This window comes from Nocardia sp. NPDC059229 (assembly GCF_042754165.1).
Lineage (GTDB): Bacteria > Actinomycetota > Actinomycetes > Mycobacteriales > Mycobacteriaceae > Nocardia.
This window is the reverse complement of sequence record NZ_JBHZAK010000006.1, coordinates 137,616-155,980: the sequence shown is the minus strand read 5'-3', so window position 1 is coordinate 155,980 and position 18,365 is coordinate 137,616. Positions and strand designations below refer to the sequence as shown.

The following is an 18,365-nucleotide window of genomic DNA, read 5'->3' as shown; positions in this document are numbered from 1 at the left end:
GGTCGTCTGGCGACGGCCACGATCCGCGCGTCTGTCGAGGCCGCGGGAGTTTGTAGTTCACACAGTGGTGAACGTGCTGCAACATCGGTCTGAACGCCTAAGCCGTTGCGGCCGAACCAGTGTCGGACCCAATGTTCCTGCGCCTCGGCAATTGGCCACGGCAGCGGCCGTGACCGGGGGCGATGGCGGACGCAACCCTCCACCTCAGAGTTCGCTGCGACTTCATCGAGGTTTGCGGTAAGATTCCCGCATCACCGAAACACGTTCCAGCGAAACATATCTCGCGGATAGACGTGTCCGGGGAGTGAACGCTGATCATTGACTCGAAACTGGAGTACTGCTGGCGAACTGAAGACGGCATCGAAGTATCCGATTGCCCGGCAAGTGGATACGCGTCACCAGCATTCCAGCAGCAATACCGACCGTTCTCGATCCTGTGTGATCGTTGCACCGAGGGTTGTGGAACTGGTCGCACCATCCGTCCATGGGAGCTACACCTTGGTAACTGACGTGTTCGAGGCCGCATGAAGCTGTATTCGCCCGAATTCACCGCCGACCCCCGCACCGCGTACGACCGGATGCGGCGCGAGCACGGCCACCTCGCCCCGGTCGAAGTGGCGGCGGGAGTTTCGGCGACGCTGGTGATCGGATACCGTGCGGCACTGCGTATTTTGAGTGATCCGGACCGTTTTCCCGCCGATCCGAGAGCGTGGGAGTCGAGCCTCCCCGAGAACTGTCCCGTCCTGCCGATCATGGAGTGGGGGACGATCGGTTCCGGCGCGGAGGAGGAGCACCGCACGCGCTATCGGCCCGCGTATCTCGAGACGCTGCGCGCCGTCGATCTCTTCACCTTGCGGCGTGAGGTCGAGGCCGCCGCGGTGCCGCTGATCAACGAATTCTGCAGTGCGGGAAAGGCCGACCTGCTCGACCAGTTCGCGGTGCCGCTGACCGTCCGGGTGGTCAACAATCTGCTCGGCCTGTCCCCGGAGGTCGGCGAGCGGGTGTTCGACGCGATGGCCGTCCTGCGCGACGCCCCCGACGAGGAAACCTCGGACCGGTACAACCAACGCCTGACCGGAGACCTGCTGGAGGCGGTCTCGGCCAAGCGGCGCGAACCCGGCACAGACGTGATCTCGCAGCTCATCTCGCACCCGGCCGGGCTCGACGACGCCGAGATCGTGGCGCAGCTCGCGGTCCTCTATGCCCGCGGCAGCGAGCCCACCTGGAATCTGATCGTCAACACGGTGCTGTTGATGTTGACGGACAAGCAGTTCCACGATGATCTGCTCGCCGGTGCGTTGACCGTGCGGGACGCGATCGACGAGGTGCTGTTCGTCAACCCCCCGCTGGCCAACTCGTGCGCCCGCTATCCCCGTCAGCCGCAGCTGGTCGAGAATGTGTGGCTGCCGGCCGACCACCCGGTCATCATCAGCTCGACCGGATGCAATTCCGATCCTGCGGTGGCGGGCGACCGCATCGGCAACCGCTCGCATCTGGCGTGGGGCGCTGGATCACGGTCGTGCCCAGCGCAATCCGTGACACTGGTCATCGTGCAGGAGGCACTGGACCAACTGCTGGACGCGCTACCCGAGATCGAATTGGCCATGCCCGCAGACCAACTCGAATGGCGGCCGAGCGCATTCCATCGCGCACCCGCCGCGGTCCCGGTGATCTTCCCGCCCGCCCTACCGCTGGCCGTCCCGACCCGGTGAGCACCCCTATCGCCACAGGCGGCTGCGACGGTAAAGGGGTTGGAACGCCACGCGATTCAGGACGCCGACCGGGGCGGGCATGGCGGCCAGGAACGCGCGGCGCTCCTCGGGGGTGACGCCGTCGAGGATCCACGGGATGTAGACGGCCGCGCCGGAGGGGCCCTGACGCCGGGCCATCGCGGAGCGGAAGGCCGTCCAGTCCGCGGCCGTCAGTTCCTGCTGGATGAGTGGCAGCGCCGCAATCTCCTCGTGCCGCATGTGATTACCTAGGCCTTCGGTCAGCTCCCGGACGCGTGTACCGAGATTCGGGTCTTGGCGCGCGATGGCCTCGTCCACGCTCGCCAGCAGCGGATCCAGGTGCGCGTGCTCGGCCTCCATATCGGCGATGAGCGCGAGCTCGACGGGACGGCTGGTCACCGCGCGAAGCAGCGCGGGCCACAGCACCGCGTCCTCGACCGAATGGTGCACGTCGAGTTGGCGTTTGAAGTTAGCCCAGCCGGCCCGCACGCCGGGAGCGTCCATCCGACCGGCGTCGGCGGCCTCGCGCAAACGCCCCAGATCGCGGCGAAAAGCATTGTGGGTGGCATACATCGGCGTGAAGTCGATGAGTTCGGAATTCGACGGGGAGTCGACGGACATCGGTGGATCCCTTCAGTTCTGGAATGCGGAGGTGTTCTCGTCGGCCCACTGCGCGAAGGTGAGCGCGGGCCGGCCCAGCAATTCGGCGACGATGCCGGTGGTGGGGCCGGGGGTGCGGGCATAGTCGGCGAGCGAGCCGAGCAGCCGGTCCGGAACCTCGTCGGGCAGGCCCTGGGCCAGCAGCGCGGCCCGCACCTGGTCCGGCGCGACTTCGGCGAACGACAGATCGGTGCCGAGGGCCTTGCCCAGGATGCGCACCTTGTCGCGTTGGTCGAGTGACTCCGGGCCGGTGAGGACGTAAGACCGTCCGCCATGGCCGGATTCGGTGAGCGCGCGAACCGCGACGGCGGCGATATCGCGCTGATGGATCGGTGAGGTGGCCGCAGCGGCGTACGCACCGCGGACGGTTCCGGTCGCGCGAATCTGCGGGGCCCAGGCCAGCGTATTGGCGTCGAAGTCCGCGCAGCGCAAGGCCGTCCACTCCAGGCCGGAGTCCCGCGCGGCCTGTTCGGCGGCCCGGAATCCGTCGGCGAAGCGCGGTTCTCCCGCCGGGTACTGCACCGTCAGCGCGGAGATGACCACGGCGCGGCGCACGCCCGCCGCAGCGGCCGCGGTCAGCAGGTCACCGGCCGCCGCTCCGACCGCACGCGGGCTGATCAGCACCGCTTCCGCGCCGTCCCACACCCGACCCAGCGAGCGCGGGTCCGAGGGATCCCCGCCGACCACAGGCACACCTGCGGGCAGCGCCGCCCGCTGCGGGTTCCGGCTGACGGCGGTCACCTGCCGGCCGGATTCCAGTAGGAGCTGGATGGTTTCGCGGCCGACGACTCCCGTCGCACCGGTGATGACGATCATCGTGAACTCCGATCTTTTGTACGGATTTCATATAATTCAAATGGTAGATGCTATGAGTTTCGTACTACAAGGTGAGCTGGATCACTCACTTGTCGGCACAATCGCAGGTCGAGGCCCATCCAGCGCCAACTACGGGTGACGTAAAGTACGAAGCTCATACGAGCCGATGGGAGGCGTGGTGAGTACGGCGGCGGATCGCGAAGAAGCCCGACTGCGGCGGCGCGCTGCAGGCGACATCAAGGGCGCGATGCGCGGGCTGCGCAGCAACCTGGCCATGCTCAACCGTCAGGTCGGGGTGCACCTGGAACTGCGCGACGTCGACGTCGACTGCCTCGACGTGATCAACAGCCAGGGCCCCATCAGCCCCACCGCCCTGGCCCGCGCCGCAGGACTGCACCCCGCCACCCTCACCGGCATCCTCGACCGGCTGGAGCGCGGCGGCTGGATCGTCCGCGAACGCGCCGCCACCGACCGGCGCTCGGTCGTGGTCCGCACCCTCCCCGACCGCCTCGGCGAGCTCTACCACCTACTGTCGGGCATGAACAGCTCACTGGACGAGATCTGCGCCGACTACACCACCGAACAACTCCAGCTCATCGCGGAATTCCTCCGCCGCAGCGCCATCGCAGGCCACGACTCCGGCCGCGAACTCCAATAACGGCCGCCCACCTTCGCTCATGAGCGGAATCCCAACGGCGGCAACGGCGTTCGATGCCGGCACGGGCAAACGTCAGGTCGCAGGGTTTGAACCACCAGGAGCCGATGACGACGGCGGCCGGGGATGCCTTGACCAGGGACCAGATGGCGCCCATGGCGATGCTGCCGAGCTCTGGTGGGGTGGAATGGTTTCCGAGGGATGAGGCCAAGGCTTCCTTGATGGCGTCCTTGGACAGGAACCAGGCGTCGAGGGATCGGGCAAGGGCGGTGCCCAGGGTGGTCTTGCCTGCGCCCGGGAGGCCGTTCACCAGGACCAGCAGTCCGTCCACGAAGGCTCAGGTTCTGAAAAGCCGTCGCCACCATGGCCGTTCGGTCGCGGCGGGTGGAGAGTGGGCTGGGGTGCGGAGTGGGCGGGCGGATTTGCGTTCGGCGCGCCAGGTTTCGACGACGTCGTCGACCTTCAGGGGGCCGATCGGGACGTGGGGGCCGGTTGGCATGCGGAGGTAGTGGACTATGCGGTCGTTGAGGGAGGCCACTGTTGCGCGAACATCCCTCTCGGAGAACATGTCCCGGACGGTTTCGTGGATTCGTTCGCGTTCCCGGCGGAGGATGATCGATTCGGGGAGGAGGGCGTCTCCGCCCAGGCCCTCGCGCTTCAGATAGTTGCGGAGCCACCAGTCTTCGTCGGCGGCGCCGGGCGGGATGGGCCGGCCCGCGCCCTTCAGGTTGTCGAATTCGCCCCGCTCCGTTGCCTCGCGGACCTGTTTGTCGATCCACGATTCGAAGGAGAGCCCGGGCGGTTTGCGCTCGGTCATGACCCGATCCTACCGATCACCGCGGAACAGCCGGGCGAGCGCGCAATAGCGAGATCCCTTCCGGCGCCGGGTCAGTTGCCGGCGCGGTAGGGGTCGAACACGGTGGCGACCAAGCGGTGGGCGGTGGCGACGGCGTGGTCGGCGTCGCCCTCGGCGAGGCCGAGCAGCGGGTCCAGGCCGGGGACGTGGGGGGCGAGGGCCAGGTGGGGCAGCATGAGGAGCAGCAGGGAGAGCAGGGCCTGGGTGTCGGTGCCGGGGCGGAGGGCGCCCTGCGCGGTCGCCACGTCGAAGAGGGGTTGCAGCACTGCCACGTAATGGCGGTTGACGGCTTCCCGGACGGCGGTGCGGGCCACGGGGTCGGGTTCGAGGTTGGCGGCGGCGGTCATCGCGCGCTCGAGCGGGTGGTCGTAGAAGTAGCGGATCCAGGCTTCGAGGAGGACGTCGAGGGAGCCGAAGAAGTCACTCTCCCAGTCGAGTTTGTCCGCAGTCGCCTCCATGGCCGAGCGGATCCGCTCGCTGGACAGTTCCGCCAGGTAGACGTACATGTCGGCCTTGTCGGCGAAGTACTGGAACAGGCTGCCCTTGGAGACGCCGGCCTCCCGGCAGACGGTGTTGAGGCTGCCGCCACTGAACCCGCGGGCGGCGAATTCGGCCTCGGCGGCGGCCACCACGGCGGCCCGGCGCGGCGCGGGAAGCCGGTCCCAGGTTCCTGTCGGCATCACCGATCTCCTCTGCCCGCGGGCTATTGACTGTGCGACGGTTTCGATCCTACAGTGACCGGCGGTCATATGACCGCTGGTCATAAAGGAGTCCGAATCATGTCCACCAAGTCCAACGAGCCGGGAACTCGCACCGACGAGCCGCGGGTCTGCGTAATCGGCGCGGGCTCCGCGGGTATCGCGGCGGTGAAGGTGCTGGCCGAACGCGGCATCGACGTGCACTGCTACGAGCTGTCCGACCGGGTCGGCGGCAACTGGGTGTGGGGCAACAGCAACGGGGTGTCGGCGGCGTATCGGTCGCTGCACATCAACACCTCGCGTCAGCGCATGGAGTTCAGCGACTTCCCCATGCCCGCGCACCTGCCCGACTTCGCCCGCCACGATCAGATCGCCGACTACTTCGATGCGTACGTGCGGCATTTCGGGTTCGGCGACCGCATCCGGTTCCGCACCGGGGTCGACCACGTGCAGCCGCTGCCCGACGGCACCTTCCGCGTGACGCTGTCGAACGGCGAGACCGTCGGCTACGACGCGGTGCTGGTCGCCAACGGCCACCATTGGGATCCCCGCCTGCCCGAGCCGATGTTCCCCGGCGCCGGCGAATTCCGCGGCACGATCATGCATTCGCACGCCTACACCGAGGAAGCGCAGCTGACCGCCAAGCGGGTCGTGGTGCTGGGCATGGGCAACTCCGCGATGGACATCGCCGTCGACGCCTCGTATCACGCTGCGGAGAACTATCTTTCGGCTCGCAGCGGGGTGCACGTGATCCCGAAGTACGTGTGGGGCCGCCCCTATGACCGGATCGGAGCGGCCGAATGGTTCCCGTCGTTCCTGCGCTGGCCGCTGGCCCGCAAGCTGATGGCCGCGGCGACCGGGCCGATGACCCGCTACGGGCTGCCCGCGCCGAATCACAAGTTCGCTCAGGCGCATCCGACCATGTCCAGCCGGATCCTGGATCGGCTCGCGCACGGGGCGATCACGCCGATGCCGACCATCGATCGCTTCGACGGCGACGAGGTGGTGTTCGCCGACGGCCGCCGGGTTGCCGCGGATCTGGTGGTTTTCTGCACCGGGTACAAGATCAGCTTCCCGTTCTTCGACCCCGGCTTCCTGGACCCGTCCGGTGACAATCGGATACGCCTGTACCGCCGGGTCTTCCATCCGGAGGTGCCGGGTCTGTACTTCGTGGGGCTGGTTCAGCCGCTGGGTGCGATCATGCCGATCGCCGAACGCCAGGCCCACCTCATCGCCGACCACCTGCAGGGCCGCTATCACCTGCCCGGACCGGCCGAGATGGAGCGGGAGATCACCGCACACCGGCGCGGCATCCAGCGTCGCTACGTGACCTCCAAGCGCCACACCATCCAGGTCGACTTCGACGACTACATGCGCGATCTGCGGCTGGAACGCCGCCGTGGCGCGCAACGCCCGGGTGGGCTCTCCCGGGTCGATCGCCCGACCGCGAGCGTCGCCGCCCGCCGCGCCCGCGACGGCGAGGCGGTGGCGTGATGCGCGAGAACACCACGGGCGCGAGCGAACACGAGGTGTGGTTCCCGTCCGAGGACGGGAACCAGTGCGCAGCGACCCTCTATCTGCCGGAACAGCGGCCCGGGAGCCGTCCGCCGGTGATCGTCATGGCGCACGGGCTCGGCGCGATCCGCGCCATGGGCCTGGCCGCCTACGCCGAACGTTTCACCGCCGCCGGATACGCCTGCCTGGTCTTCGACTACCGCCACTTCGGCGACAGCGAGGGCATGCCACGGTATCTGCTGTCGACCCGCCGGCAGCGCGCCGACTGGGCGGCCGCGATCGCCTTCGCCCGGCAGCTGCCGCAGGCCGACGGCACGCGAATCGTGGCCTGGGGCACCTCTTTCGGCGGCGGGCACGCCATCTATACCGCGGCCCGGCGCCCGGCCGGACTGGTCGCGGCCATCGCCCAGTGCCCGTTCACCGACGGGATCGCCTCCACCCTGGCCATTCCGCCGGTCAACTCGGTCAAGGCCACCCTCGCCGGTGTCCGTGACGTCGCCGGTGCGCTGTTCGGCCGCGCACCGCACATGATCACGACCGCCGGGCCTGTGGACGGCACCGCCCTGATGACCGCGCCCGACGCCGAATCCGGTTATCTCGCACTGGTTCCGCCGGGTACGGACTTCCGCAATGAGGCCGCGGCCCGCGTCGTCTTCGACATCCTGACCGATCGGCCCGGCCGGTTCACCGACCGCATCGAGGTGCCGATCCTCTTCGCGGTGTGCGAAACCGATTCCGTCGCACCGGCCAAGGCCACGCTGCGCTTCGCGGCGCGGGCGCCGCGCGGTGAGGTCCGCACCTACGCCGACGGGCATTTCGACATCTACCGCGGCGCGGCCTTCGATCGCGTGGTCGCCGATCAGCTCGGCTTCCTGCACCGTCACGTCCCCGTCGACGGAGAACCTCGGGCGTGATCGACCGTGGTCAGCGAGTCTCGTGGATCATCGCCACCGCCGGCCCGCTCGGCCAGGCCGACACCTACAACCTCATGGTCCGCACCCTCGGTATGGATCCGGACGGTTACGAGCGGTGGCTGTCCGGCACCTGGCTGCGCCTGACGACCACACCCTCTACGCTTCCGGAAGCCTGATCCACGCGCTGCGGAACGCAGTGTCCATGCTCGAGGAATGCCATGCGGCCCACCCGGCGCTCACTCAGAATCGCCCACATCATCGGAATCACCGTCGGCCTGGCGCTGCTGATCGCCGGCATCGTCCGGCTGTTCCTGCCCCTGGAATGCTCCGGCCACACCCTCGAACCTGGGCAGGAGTGTCACGACACCGCCAAAGGCCGGCCGGTGGTCAGGACCTTCAACGAGCAACGGTCCCTGCGCGATTCGACGGACGGATTCCTCATCGCCGGAGGTCTGGTGGTCGCGGCGGGTTCAGCCGTACTGCTGCGCCGCACCACACGCCCGTAACCGCGACCACTTCGCCGGGTTCCGCGGGCACACTGAAGGGCATGGATCCTGTCGTCGCGTTGCGGATGATCGCGTTCTTCAAGGACCGGGCCCGGGAGGATTCCCGGCGGGTGATGGCCTATCGGAATGCCGCCGACATCATGGAGGGGCTCGACGATGCCGAACGGGCACGGCTGGGGCGGACCGGCGACTGGCAGTCGCTGCCGGGGATCGGGCCGAAGACGGCGGCGGTGATCGCGCAGGCGTGGGCCGGACGGGAGCCGGACACGCTGATCCAATTGCGTACCGCCGCAAAGGATCTCGGGGGCGGCGAGTTGCGGGCCGCATTGAAGGGCGACCTGCACGTGCATTCGAACTGGTCGGACGGATCGGCGTCCATCACGGAGATGATGGCCACCGCGCAGGCGCTGGGGCACGAATACTGCGCACTCACCGACCACTCCCCCCGCCTGACCGTCGCCAACGGGCTCTCACCGGATCGGCTACGGCAGCAACTGGATGTCATCGACGAACTCCGCGACCGGTTCCCGCCCATGCGCATTCTCACCGGCATCGAGGTCGACATCCTCGACGACGGCGCACTCGACCAGGAACCCGAACTGCTCGACCGCCTCGACATCGTGGTCGCCAGCGTCCATTCCAAGCTGAAGATGGACGCCGCCGCCATGACCCGCCGCATGGTGCGCGCCGTATCCGGCGGCCGGGCCACGGTCCTCGGCCACTGCACCGGCCGCCTCGTCGAAGGCAACCGCGGCACCCGCCCGGAATCGAAATTCGATGCCGAACAAGTCTTTTCCGCCTGCCGCGACCACGGCGTGGCCGTCGAGATCAACTCCCGCCCCGAACGCCGCGACCCACCCACCCGCCTCCTGAACCTGGCCCTCGACCTGGGCTGCCACTTCTCCATCGACACCGACGCCCACGCCCCCGGCCAACTCGACTTCCTCGGCTACGGTGCCCAGCGCGCCCTCGACAACGGCGTCCCCGCCGACCTCATCATCAACACCTGGCCACTCGACAAGCTGTTGAGCTGGGCCGGTTCCTGACTGCGAGGAACATCGGCCGTCACCGAGCGGTATCGCCCCGATCCCCCACCCCGACAATCGAATCCGCCGGCTCGCATCACCTCACGATCGAGATCGGGGCGCTCCGAGCGCGGGAATTCGGCCGAATCCCCGCGGTGAGAGCTCCCTGTTCCTGTCGCCCGCCTGCTGGTTCCGGGGCGAACTCGCTGGGTCAGTGCGGGCAGGTGGACTGAAAGGGCTTGTTCGCCAACAGGTCGTCGATCCAGGACGACCACTGGGGTATGACGGTGGCGGGGGCGTCGTGGCCGCCGGGGACGGTGAGGTCGTGGACCGGGGTGCCCAGGGTGCACATTGTGGAGATCGCGGCGGTGGACCAGGTGGTGTCGACCAGTTTGTCGGCGTCGCCGCGGGCTATATAGATGGGCAGCGGGGTGGCGGATCGGGGGAGGTTCGTTCGGGATTGGAAGTCGGCGAACGGGCGGGCTGCGGCGTCGTCGGTGAAGGATGCCTCGGCGGGGGTGGCGGCCTGGCCGAGGGCGATGTCGGCGGGGGTGAGGGTGCCGCTGCAGGCGGATTCGAGATGCGGTGCGGCGGTGAGCAGATCGCCGTGGAGGATCTGGTCGTAGCGGTAGTCGGGGGTGGTGTCGCGAACTGCGGCAACGAGATACGGGATGATCAGGTATTGGTCGGGGGCGTTGAGGGTGCCGGTGCGGACGGTGTCGACGAGCTGGAGTTCCAGGGCGGGCGACAGGAGGACGACGCCGTGGAGGTTCAGGTCCGGCGCATAGGATTTCGCGGTTTCGGCGGCCGATTCGGCGGCGCGGCCGCCCTGCGAGACGCCGAGGAGCACGGTGTCGGAGGACAGCGGGAGGCCGGTGGAGTGGGCGGCGCGGATCGAGTCGAGGACGTCGTAGCCGGAGGATCGGGAGTCCAGGTACGGGGCATTGCCCGGGCTGTCGAGGCCCTGATAGTTGGTCATCACCACGGCGCGGTGCCCGGCCAGGAGTCCGGCCACCGTGGCGGCGGAGCCGAAGAGGCTGGGCGAATTGGTGGGGGCGCAGGCGCTGACGACTCCGGAGGTGCCGTGGGCGAAGGCGATGACGGGCCAGCCGCCGGCGGGGGCGTCGCCGGTGGGGAGGAAGACCGCGCCCGATACCTCGATCGGTTTCCCTGTCCGGGAGGTGGATTGGTAGCGGATGTAGGTGGCCGAGGACATCGCGGCCGTCAGGGCGGGATCGAGATTGCCCAGTGATCGCTGTGAGACCAGCGTTCCAGCAGATTCCACCTTCGGTGCGGTCGTGTCGGAGGTGGCGCCGCAGGCGGTCAGAAACAGGGCAGCCAGTACCGGGAAGACAATCGCTGCTCGCATGCCGCTCCTTCGGATCGGGGTTCGATGACAGCCGCCTCGATTAACTAGAATCTAGCTGGCGCGACCACCCGGGCCAGAGAAGGGCGCCAGCTGACCTTCGCAGGCGGACCAGGCGGACGGCGAGAGGTGGGAGCGGACGCGCGCGAAGAGCTCGTAGAGCCCCGAGCTGTATTTCGCTGCCAGTTCGGCATTTTGCGCCAGCACGTCCAGCTCGTTGGCGACCGTCAGCTCCAGAAAGGCCCGGAAATCGGGCTCGGAGGGCTCGAATTCGCCGCCGGTGAAGCGGTCCCGGAACCGCACCGGATCCGCGTCGATACGGGGATAGACCGTTCCGCGATCACAGGCGGCGTACTGATAGATCCACCCCTCGGCCCGAGCGCCGACCAACTCGACAACCGTTGCGCGATCGGACAATTCGACGAGCGAGACACCGAATCCGTCGGTGCCGTACACGGCGTGTGCCAGGCCGGCGAGCTGAAGGTCGCCGTCATGTCCCCACGCCGTGAGCGTGTCGGCGACCCGGCCCAGGTGGGCGAGCAGCGTCCCGCCGGGATGGTCGATGGTCTCCGTGCCGCGATCCCGCAGGAACCGCTCGACGCGGTTCCTGCGGGATGCGAGGGATTCCGGCTCGTTCACCTGTTCATTGTCGCGCGGGAACCGGTTCGGCGGCAGCCGCTTTCACCCGCCGCTGCAGCCGGTACAGGACGAGAGAGGCCGCAGAGGCCGCCACCGAGAGGGCGGCGAGGACCCCGAAGGCGAGGTGGTAGCCGGACACCGGCGTCCAGCCGGATGACGTTGCCCGGGAGAGGATTACCGCCACCAGCGCCACCGCGACGGCGCCGCCCACCCGCTGCAGGATGTTCACGAAGGCCGTGGCGTCGGGCAGCTGCTCGTGCCGGACGGCAGCGTACGCCGCCGAGACCAGCGGCATGGCACCGACACCGGTGGCCATACCCGCCGCGAACAGCAGGAATTGGATGAGGATTCCGTTCGCGCCGACCGGCAGGAACGCGAGCGGCAGTACGGCGCAGGCGATGGCGAGGTTGCCGAGCACCGCGACCCGGCCGCCACCGAACCGGTCGGTCAGCCGTCCGCCCAGCGGCAGCATGATGATGCCGCCCAGGCCGTAGCTGAGCAGATCGACGCCGGTGCGAATGAGTCCGGTGCCGTGCAGCACCTGGAAGTACAAGGGCAGCAACACCATCACGCCGAACATGGCGCCGCCCGCGAAGAAGCTGGCGCTGGTGGCGGCCCGGAAGGCGTGGTTGCCGAACATCCGGATGTCCAGCAGCGGCCGTTCACCGCGCAGCGCACGGGTGATGAATCCGGCCAGGCCCGCGAGCCCGAGCACGACGGGCAGCCACACCGACGGCGAGGTCACCGACCCCGTGGTCCCGACCTCGGACAACCCGTACACCACCGCGGATACGCCGCCACCCGCGAGCACCAGTCCGATCACGTCGAGCGGCTGTGTCGCCACCCCGCTGGTCCGTGGCAGATACCGCAGCCCCAGCGCCAATCCGGCCAGTCCGAACGGAATGTTGATGAGGAACAACCACTCCCAGCTCCAGTGCGCCAGCATGAGCCCGCCGATGGTCGGCCCGATGGCGGGCGCGCCCACCACCGCGATGCCGACCACACCCATGACCCGGCCCATGCGCTGCGGCCCGGCCGCCTGACCCAGGATGGTCTGCCCGGCCGGGATCATGAGTCCCGCCGCAAGTCCTTGCAGGACGCGCATTCCGATCAGCCACCCCGCGGTCGGCGCGAAGGCGCACGCCGCCGAGGTCAAGGTGAAGGCGACCAGCGCCCCCATCCACAGCCGGGTCACGCCGACCCGCCGCGCCAGCCAGCCGCACACGGTGAGCGAAACACCGAGGGCCAGCAGGTATCCGCTCGCCACCCATTGAATCGTGGCCAGCGACGCACCCAGATCCGCACCGATGGTGTGCAGCCCGATATTGACCAGCGAGGTGTCCAGCATGCCCATGACCGCGCCGAACACCACCACGCCGGCGGTGCGCCAGACATGCGCGGGGATCTTGTCGGAATCGGCGGGCACGGGAGCCCGGGCGGGCGCTCCCCCGGCACCGGATGTCCTGGTGTCCGAACGCATTTGCGTCATCGGACCCCTCCTTCAATAGTTGATGAGCAACTCAATTGCAGAGAGTATCAATGATTGAGGAACTCAACAATAGATATAATCAGCGGGTGCCCGAAGAACCTTCCGTCCCGGCCGAGGCCCACCCCCCGAGCCTGCTGCGCCACCCGACCTACGCACTGGGCAAGCTGCACAAGGCGATGCACTCCCACCTCGGGACACCCCTGCGCGAGCACTGGGTGCTCACCTACCTCGCCGAGAGCAGTGAGATCTCCCAGCAGGAGATGGCCAACGTCCTGGAGATCGACCGCAGCGAAGTGGTGCGACTGATCGACAGCCTCGAGAAGGCCGGTCTGGTCACCCGCACTCGCGATCCGCACGACCGCCGGAAATACCGGCTGGCTATCACCGCCGCCGGCAATCGGGTCCGCGCGGAGACCGATGCGAAGATCGCCGCCGCCACCAATGTGCTGCTCGCCCGCCTGACCCCAGCGGAAAGGGATACCCTGCACCGGCTTTCGCTCAAGGCCCTGGGCTACGACACCGACGAGAGCTGACCCACACGCGGCCGGGCAACCGCCGCGAAATGGCTCACAACCGGTGACGGCTGTGAACCCGGTTACGCGTAGGGCTAGGGTTGGGTCCGTGCCTTCCCGCCCCCGCCTACCCCGTTTGCCCCAGCTCAACCCGCCGCTGGATGCCCGCCGCGGCTACTCCCAGCAGGAGATTCTCGGCGAAATGCGCCGGCTGATCCTGGAGGGAAACCTGCCGCCCGGTACCGGTTTGCCCCTGGGCGAGATCGCACGCGAATTCACCGTGAGCGCCATTCCGGTGCGCGAGTCGCTGCAGACCCTGATCGGCGAGGGCCTGGTCGAGCATCGGCCCAACTTCGGCTACCAGGTGACCATGCTGACCGCCGACGAGCTGCGCGAGCTGTACATCGTGCGCGAGCGCCTGGAGTCCGCCGCGCTGGCGGCGGCCGTGCACAACGCCACCGAGGCCGATCATCAACTGGCCCGCGAGATCCACGCCCGCCTCGAGCAGGCGGTGCTCACCGAGAACGCGGTCGCCTATCACCGCGAGACCCGCAACTTCCACCTGGCCCTGGTGCGCCCGTCGGGCATGCCGCGCGTGGTGCACATGCTCGAATACGCCTGGAACATCACCGAACCCGTGCAGCCCATGGTGCATGTGTCGACCATGGATCGCGTGGTGCTGCACGCCGACCACAGCAAGCAGCTGCAAGCCTTCCTCGCGAGGGATGCTGAAGCATTGCTGACGGCCACTGAGGGGCACCACGCACGCTTGAACGGCGTCCTCTCGCACCTGCCCACCGACACCGGTTTGTTCGCCGAACCCGCAGGTGAAGAAGATATATAACCCCTGAGCCTGGGGCTTTCGAACATATACGGTTCAAGCAACGCCGGAGCCATTTCTGTTCGATAGCGTGGATCCATGCGGATCCGGGTCATCAATCCCAACACCACCGCCGCGATGACGGCGCTCATCGGGGACAGCGCGCGCCTGGTCGCCGCGCCCGGCACGGTGGTCGACGCCGTCAACCCCGACATGGGCCCGGCCTCCATCGAGAGCCACTACGACGAGGCGCTGGCCGTGCCCGGACTGCTGGCCGAGATCGCGCGCGGCGAGGCCGAGGGCGTGGACGGCTATGTCATCGCCTGTTTCGGCGATCCCGGACTGGACGCCGCGCGCGAGCTGGCGCGCGGCCCGGTGATCGGCATCGCCGAGGCGGCCATGCAGGCGGCCAGCCATCTGGGCCGGAAATTCAGCGTCGTCACCACCCTCGGCCGCACCGCCGGCCGGGCCTGGGAGCTGGCGGAACGCTATGGGATGGAACGGTTCTGCGCGAACGTGCACGCCTGCGAGATCCCGGTGCTCGAACTCGAGGATCCCGAGGCGCGCAAGATCATCGCCGACGCCTGCCGGGAGGCCGTGCTGGCCGACAACTCGGACGCCATCGTGCTCGGCTGCGCGGGGATGGCTGATCTGTGCGAGTACCTGACCGAGGAGGTCGGGGTGCCCGTGGTGGACGGCGTCGCTGCCGCCACGCTGACCGTGCAGTCGCTGGTCACCATGAAGTTGCGTAAGTCCGGCCGCGGGGAATTCGCGGCCCCACTACCGAAGACGTATGTGGGATTGCTCGCCGATTTCGGCATCGAAGAACAGGAGGCTCAGGCGTGACGCTGCCACCGGAGACATGGAACGGGATCGAATCCCGTTTGCAGGCTGTGGATTCGGAGCTGCTGCGGCTCTATCCGGGCGACCGCCCGGGCCAGCCGGTGCACACCGCGTACGCCTCCGGCGCGGACGCCTCGATCGACCTGCCCGCCCAATGGGGCACGGCCGCACTGGAACTCGCCGAGAGCCAGCGGGAGCTGCTGGTCGAGCTGGCCGGTGCGGACGTCGTCGCACGGGTTTTCCGAACCCTGAGCGAGCGCCCCATCCAGGACCTGCGGCTGGACTTCGAGGACGGCTACGGCACCCGTGGCGACGAGGTCGAGGACCGCGACGCCCTGCACGCCGGCGCGGTGCTGAAAGCCCTTCCGGCCGAAGTGTCCTCGCGCGGCATCCGTATGAAGGGCCTCACCACGCTGGAGTGGGCGCGCGCCGTGCGCACCCTGGAGAAGGTCCTCGAGGGCGCGGGCGGCGTGCCCGAGGGCTTCGTGTTCACCGTGCCCAAGATCCGCCATGTCGAGCAGGCCGATCTCACCGTGCAACTGTGCGACGCCATCGAATCGGCTCACGGGCTGGCCGCCGGATCGCTGCGGTTCGAGCTGCAGATCGAGAGCCCGCAGGCCATCATCGCCGCCGACGGCACCGCCCCGGTCGCCCGGCTGATCCAGCGCTCGGCCGGACGCTGCACCGGATTGCACTACGGCACTTACGATTACAGCGCCGCCTGCGGTATCGCCCCGAAGTTCCAGTCGCTGGAGCACCCGGTCGCCGACCACGCCAAGGCGGTCATGCAGGCCGCGGCCGCCACCACGGGGGTGTGGGTGTGTGACGGCTCCACCCAGGTGCTGCCGATCGGCACCGACGCGGAGGTGCGCGCGGCGGTGTCGCGGCACTTCCGCCTGGTCACCCGCTCGCTCGAGCGCGGCTACTACCAGGGCTGGGACATGGGCGCGGGCCACCTGGTCACCCGCTGGCTGGCCACCTTCGCGTTCTTCCGCGAGGGCCTGGGCATCGCCGCCCCGCGCATCGGCCGCTACCTGGATCGCCAGGGCGGCGCGGTGATGGACGAACCGGCCACTGCGCAGGCACTGGCGACCGTGGTGCTGCGCGGCCTGGAGTGCGGCGCCTTCGAACCCGCCGAGGTCACCGCGATCGCCCCCAAAGCCACTGTCGAGGTATTGCATCAATTGCGAGAGAGGAAGATTCCGGCGCTATGAGCGACGTTGATTTCACGCTGCTTCCCGATCTGGCCGTGCGCACCCTGGGTGGCGCCGTGCTGTGGGCGAACGACGAGTCCTTCGCCGAGAAGGAGAACCTGATCCGGCCCGAGCAGGCCACCTACTCCCCCGCCACCTTCGGCCACAAGGGCCAGGTGTACGACGGCTGGGAGACCCGCCGCCGTCGCAGCGCCGAGGGCGACCACCCGGCCGGCGACGACTGCGACACCGCGATCGTCCGACTGGGCGTGCCCGGCGTGATCAAGGGCGTCGTGGTGGACACCGCCTGGTTCAAGGGCAACTACCCGCCCGAGGTGTCGGTGGAAGCCATTGCGGTGGAAGGCAATCCGTCGGTCGACGAGCTGGTCGCCGCCGAGGGCTGGACCACGATCGTCGAGCGCGCCAAGGTGTCCGGCGATTCGCAGAACCCGTTCGCCGTGGACTCCCCCAAGCGCTGGACCCACGTGCGGCTGCGCATGTTCCCCGACGGCGGCATCGCCCGCCTGCGCGTGCACGGCATCGCCAAGCCGGACCTGGCCTGGCTGGAGTCCGGCCCGTTCGACCTGGCCGCGGTGGAGAACGGCGGCCTGGTCGCCGACTGCTCCAACCGCTTCTTCTCGCACCCGCAGAACGTGCTCATGCCGGGCCGAGCCCGCAGCATGGGCGACGGCTGGGAGACCGCGCGCCGCCGCGACAAGAACACCAACGACTGGGTGCTGGTGCAGCTGGCCGCCGAGGGCGTGATCACCGCCGCCGAGATCGACACCTCGTACTTCCTGTTCAACAGCCCGGGCGCGGGCGCCCTCACCGGCATTCGCGCCGACGGCACCGAGGTCGAACTGCTGGGCCGCACCCGCCTGCAGCCCGACACCCGCCACCGCTTCCTGATCGACGCGGACGCGGCGGTCGTCCAGGTGCGCCTGGACGCCTTCCCCGACGGCGGCCTGGCCCGGCTGCGGCTCTTCGGCACCCTGACCGACGAAGCCCGGGCGCGACTGCGTGCCGAGCTGGAAAATGAACTGGCATGAGCGATTTCGATCTGAACTATCAGCGGGACATGGTGGGCTACGGCCCCAACCCGCCGCACCCGCAGTGGCCGGGTGAGGCGAACATCGCGGTCAACTTCGTCCTCAACTACGAGGAGGGCGGCGAGAACAATGTCCTCGACGGCGACGAGGCCTCGGAGACGTTCCTGTCGGATATCGTTCCGGCAGCGGCGTTTCCGAACCGGCACATGTCGATGGAGACCATCTACGAGTACGGCTCCCGCGCCGGACTCTGGCGGGTGCTGCGGCTGTTCGAATCCCGCGATATTCCGCTGACCATCTTCGGGGTGGCGCGGGCGCTGGAGCGCAATCCGGAGGCCGTAGCGGCGTTCAAGCGCAATGGCTACGACATCTGCTCGCACGGTCTGCGCTGGATCTCCTACCAGATGGTGGATGCCGAGACCGAGCGCGCGCACCTGGAAGAGGCGGTGCGTATCATCACCAAGCTCTTCGGTGAGGCGCCCAAGGGCTGGTACACCGGCCGCGATTCGCCGCAGACCCGCGAGCTGGTGGTGGAGCACGGCGGCTTCGTCTACGACTCCGATTCCTACGCCGACGATCTGCCCTACTGGGTGAAGGTCGCCGGCCAGGATCACCTCGTGCTGCCGTACACGCTCGAATCCAATGACATGCGCTTCTCCTCCCCCGCCGGATTCGCCAACGGCGAGGAGTTCTTCACCTACCTGAAGGACGCCTTCGACGTGCTCTACGCCGAGGGCGCGGCGGGTGCGCCGAAGATGCTGTCGGTCGGCCTGCACTGCCGCATCATCGGCAAGCCGGCGCGGGCCAAGGCGCTGGAGCGCTTCCTGGATTACGTGCAGTCACACGAGAAGGTGTGGCTGGCGCGGCGCATCGACATCGCCGAGCACTGGCGCACGGTGCATCCCGCGTCCTGACGGCCGGGGGAACCCGAAAACCACTGTGGCCCGGGGTGATTGCGCGATCACCCCGGTACCGGGAACGCCGGTGCGGCCGGAACCGCACACCGACTCTCCACCGGGACCCGCCCGTCACGGGTGCCCGGATCTCCCTTCGGTGTGGGGTACCGCTGGACGCATCGG

The 18,365-nt window shown here is 68.5% G+C and carries 21 protein-coding genes; 13 read left to right on the top strand and 8 right to left on the bottom strand.

Annotation, left to right across the window (positions count from 1 at the left end; all coding sequences use genetic code 11):
- Positions 1-524 precede the first annotated feature (524 nt).
- Positions 525-1,712, top strand: coding sequence for a cytochrome P450 (locus ACFXHE_RS16210; protein ID WP_379383728.1), 1,188 nt, complete (start codon positions 525-527; stop codon positions 1,710-1,712).
- Positions 1,713-1,718: 6 nt separating this feature from the next.
- Here the strand turns inward: ACFXHE_RS16210 and ACFXHE_RS16205 are convergent, their stop codons facing one another.
- Positions 1,719-2,351 (bottom strand): hemerythrin domain-containing protein, encoded by a 633-nt coding sequence (locus tag ACFXHE_RS16205; RefSeq protein ID WP_379383726.1) that lies wholly within the window; start codon positions 2,349-2,351, stop codon positions 1,719-1,721.
- 12 nt (positions 2,352-2,363) lie between these two features.
- Positions 2,364-3,206 (bottom strand): NAD(P)H-binding protein, encoded by an 843-nt coding sequence (locus ACFXHE_RS16200; RefSeq protein ID WP_379383724.1) that lies wholly within the window; start codon positions 3,204-3,206, stop codon positions 2,364-2,366.
- 178 nt (positions 3,207-3,384) lie between these two features.
- Here ACFXHE_RS16200 and ACFXHE_RS16195 point away from each other — a divergent pair, with 178 nt between their 5' ends.
- The gene (locus ACFXHE_RS16195) at positions 3,385-3,864 is read left to right on the top strand and encodes a MarR family transcriptional regulator (protein WP_379383722.1); all 480 of its coding nucleotides are present in this window, start codon (positions 3,385-3,387) and stop codon (positions 3,862-3,864) included.
- Here the strand turns inward: ACFXHE_RS16195 and ACFXHE_RS16190 are convergent.
- The 3 genes from ACFXHE_RS16190 to ACFXHE_RS16180 form a co-directional block, all read right to left on the bottom strand.
- Positions 3,800-4,171: an AAA family ATPase gene (locus ACFXHE_RS16190; RefSeq protein WP_379384174.1), complete on the bottom strand. Its 372-nt coding sequence runs from the start codon at positions 4,169-4,171 to the stop codon at positions 3,800-3,802. The two genes, ACFXHE_RS16195 and ACFXHE_RS16190, sit on opposite strands and share 65 nt — an antisense overlap.
- Positions 4,172-4,198: 27 nt before the next feature.
- Positions 4,199-4,678, bottom strand: a complete 480-nt coding sequence (locus ACFXHE_RS16185; protein WP_379383720.1) for a DUF1992 domain-containing protein — start codon at positions 4,676-4,678, stop codon at positions 4,199-4,201.
- A 71-nt stretch (positions 4,679-4,749) separates the two neighbouring features.
- Positions 4,750-5,397, bottom strand: coding sequence for a TetR/AcrR family transcriptional regulator (locus tag ACFXHE_RS16180; RefSeq protein ID WP_379383718.1), 648 nt, complete (start codon positions 5,395-5,397; stop codon positions 4,750-4,752).
- A gap of 99 nt (positions 5,398-5,496) precedes the next feature.
- Between ACFXHE_RS16180 and ACFXHE_RS16175 the strand changes: the two genes are divergently transcribed.
- From ACFXHE_RS16175 to ACFXHE_RS16155, 5 genes are read left to right on the top strand one after another with little or no spacing between them, the layout of a single operon-like run.
- The gene (locus ACFXHE_RS16175) at positions 5,497-6,909 is read left to right on the top strand and encodes a flavin-containing monooxygenase (RefSeq protein WP_379383717.1); all 1,413 of its coding nucleotides are present in this window, start codon (positions 5,497-5,499) and stop codon (positions 6,907-6,909) included.
- Entirely contained in the window at positions 6,909-7,844 is a 936-nt protein-coding gene (locus tag ACFXHE_RS16170; protein ID WP_379383715.1) for an alpha/beta hydrolase, read from the top strand. The genes ACFXHE_RS16175 and ACFXHE_RS16170 overlap by 1 nt, the downstream gene beginning before the upstream one ends.
- On the top strand, positions 7,841-8,020 hold the full coding sequence (locus ACFXHE_RS16165; RefSeq protein WP_379383713.1) for a hypothetical protein: 180 nt from the start codon (positions 7,841-7,843) through the stop codon (positions 8,018-8,020). Before ACFXHE_RS16170 ends, ACFXHE_RS16165 begins: the two co-directional genes overlap by 4 nt.
- Positions 8,021-8,062: 42 nt before the next feature.
- Positions 8,063-8,350, top strand: coding sequence for a hypothetical protein (locus tag ACFXHE_RS16160; RefSeq protein ID WP_379383711.1), 288 nt, complete (start codon positions 8,063-8,065; stop codon positions 8,348-8,350).
- A gap of 41 nt (positions 8,351-8,391) precedes the next feature.
- Positions 8,392-9,396 (top strand): PHP domain-containing protein, encoded by a 1,005-nt coding sequence (locus tag ACFXHE_RS16155; protein ID WP_379383709.1) that lies wholly within the window; start codon positions 8,392-8,394, stop codon positions 9,394-9,396.
- 190 nt (positions 9,397-9,586) lie between these two features.
- On the opposite strand, the gene ACFXHE_RS16150 is transcribed toward ACFXHE_RS16155, so the two are convergent.
- The 3 genes from ACFXHE_RS16150 to ACFXHE_RS16140 are packed head-to-tail and all read right to left on the bottom strand — an operon-like array spanning position 9,587 to position 12,869.
- Positions 9,587-10,744: a lipase family protein gene (locus tag ACFXHE_RS16150; protein ID WP_379383707.1), complete on the bottom strand. Its 1,158-nt coding sequence runs from the start codon at positions 10,742-10,744 to the stop codon at positions 9,587-9,589.
- 51 nt (positions 10,745-10,795) lie between these two features.
- Entirely contained in the window at positions 10,796-11,380 is a 585-nt protein-coding gene (locus ACFXHE_RS16145) for a DUF6817 domain-containing protein (protein ID WP_379383705.1), read from the bottom strand.
- Between the two features lie 4 nt (positions 11,381-11,384).
- Positions 11,385-12,869 (bottom strand): DHA2 family efflux MFS transporter permease subunit, encoded by a 1,485-nt coding sequence (locus tag ACFXHE_RS16140; protein ID WP_379383703.1) that lies wholly within the window; start codon positions 12,867-12,869, stop codon positions 11,385-11,387.
- An 86-nt stretch (positions 12,870-12,955) separates the two neighbouring features.
- Here ACFXHE_RS16140 and ACFXHE_RS16135 point away from each other — a divergent pair, with 86 nt between their 5' ends.
- The 6 genes from ACFXHE_RS16135 to puuE all read left to right on the top strand — a co-directional run bounded on the left by ACFXHE_RS16135 (position 12,956) and on the right by puuE (position 18,200).
- Positions 12,956-13,402: a MarR family winged helix-turn-helix transcriptional regulator gene (locus tag ACFXHE_RS16135; protein ID WP_379383701.1), complete on the top strand. Its 447-nt coding sequence runs from the start codon at positions 12,956-12,958 to the stop codon at positions 13,400-13,402.
- Positions 13,403-13,490: 88 nt separating this feature from the next.
- On the top strand, positions 13,491-14,225 hold the full coding sequence (locus ACFXHE_RS16130) for a GntR family transcriptional regulator (RefSeq protein WP_379383699.1): 735 nt from the start codon (positions 13,491-13,493) through the stop codon (positions 14,223-14,225).
- 75 nt (positions 14,226-14,300) lie between these two features.
- Positions 14,301-15,047: an aspartate/glutamate racemase family protein gene (locus ACFXHE_RS16125; protein ID WP_379383697.1), complete on the top strand. Its 747-nt coding sequence runs from the start codon at positions 14,301-14,303 to the stop codon at positions 15,045-15,047.
- Positions 15,044-16,258, top strand: coding sequence for a DUF6986 family protein (locus ACFXHE_RS16120; protein ID WP_379383695.1), 1,215 nt, complete (start codon positions 15,044-15,046; stop codon positions 16,256-16,258). Before ACFXHE_RS16125 ends, ACFXHE_RS16120 begins: the two co-directional genes overlap by 4 nt.
- Positions 16,255-17,286 (top strand): allantoicase, encoded by a 1,032-nt coding sequence (alc, locus tag ACFXHE_RS16115; protein ID WP_379383693.1) that lies wholly within the window; start codon positions 16,255-16,257, stop codon positions 17,284-17,286. Before ACFXHE_RS16120 ends, alc begins: the two co-directional genes overlap by 4 nt.
- Positions 17,283-18,200 (top strand): allantoinase PuuE, encoded by a 918-nt coding sequence (gene puuE, locus ACFXHE_RS16110; protein ID WP_379383691.1) that lies wholly within the window; start codon positions 17,283-17,285, stop codon positions 18,198-18,200. Before alc ends, puuE begins: the two co-directional genes overlap by 4 nt.
- Positions 18,201-18,365: the final 165 nt, after the last annotated feature.

Coding starts and splice junctions, on each gene's coding strand:
- ACFXHE_RS16210 (WP_379383728.1), top strand. CDS start 525: ATGAAGCTGTATTCGCCCGAATTCACCGCCGACCCCCGCACCGCGTAC.
- ACFXHE_RS16205 (WP_379383726.1), bottom strand. CDS start 2,351: ATGTCCGTCGACTCCCCGTCGAATTCCGAACTCATCGACTTCACGCCG.
- ACFXHE_RS16200 (WP_379383724.1), bottom strand. CDS start 3,206: ATGATCGTCATCACCGGTGCGACGGGAGTCGTCGGCCGCGAAACCATC.
- ACFXHE_RS16185 (WP_379383720.1), bottom strand. CDS start 4,678: ATGACCGAGCGCAAACCGCCCGGGCTCTCCTTCGAATCGTGGATCGAC.
- ACFXHE_RS16180 (WP_379383718.1), bottom strand. CDS start 5,397: ATGCCGACAGGAACCTGGGACCGGCTTCCCGCGCCGCGCCGGGCCGCC.
- ACFXHE_RS16175 (WP_379383717.1), top strand. CDS start 5,497: ATGTCCACCAAGTCCAACGAGCCGGGAACTCGCACCGACGAGCCGCGG.
- ACFXHE_RS16170 (WP_379383715.1), top strand. CDS start 6,909: ATGCGCGAGAACACCACGGGCGCGAGCGAACACGAGGTGTGGTTCCCG.
- ACFXHE_RS16160 (WP_379383711.1), top strand. CDS start 8,063: ATGCGGCCCACCCGGCGCTCACTCAGAATCGCCCACATCATCGGAATC.
- ACFXHE_RS16155 (WP_379383709.1), top strand. CDS start 8,392: ATGGATCCTGTCGTCGCGTTGCGGATGATCGCGTTCTTCAAGGACCGG.
- ACFXHE_RS16150 (WP_379383707.1), bottom strand. CDS start 10,744: ATGCGAGCAGCGATTGTCTTCCCGGTACTGGCTGCCCTGTTTCTGACC.
- ACFXHE_RS16140 (WP_379383703.1), bottom strand. CDS start 12,869: ATGACGCAAATGCGTTCGGACACCAGGACATCCGGTGCCGGGGGAGCG.
- ACFXHE_RS16125 (WP_379383697.1), top strand. CDS start 14,301: ATGCGGATCCGGGTCATCAATCCCAACACCACCGCCGCGATGACGGCG.
- alc (WP_379383693.1), top strand. CDS start 16,255: ATGAGCGACGTTGATTTCACGCTGCTTCCCGATCTGGCCGTGCGCACC.
- puuE (WP_379383691.1), top strand. CDS start 17,283: ATGAGCGATTTCGATCTGAACTATCAGCGGGACATGGTGGGCTACGGC.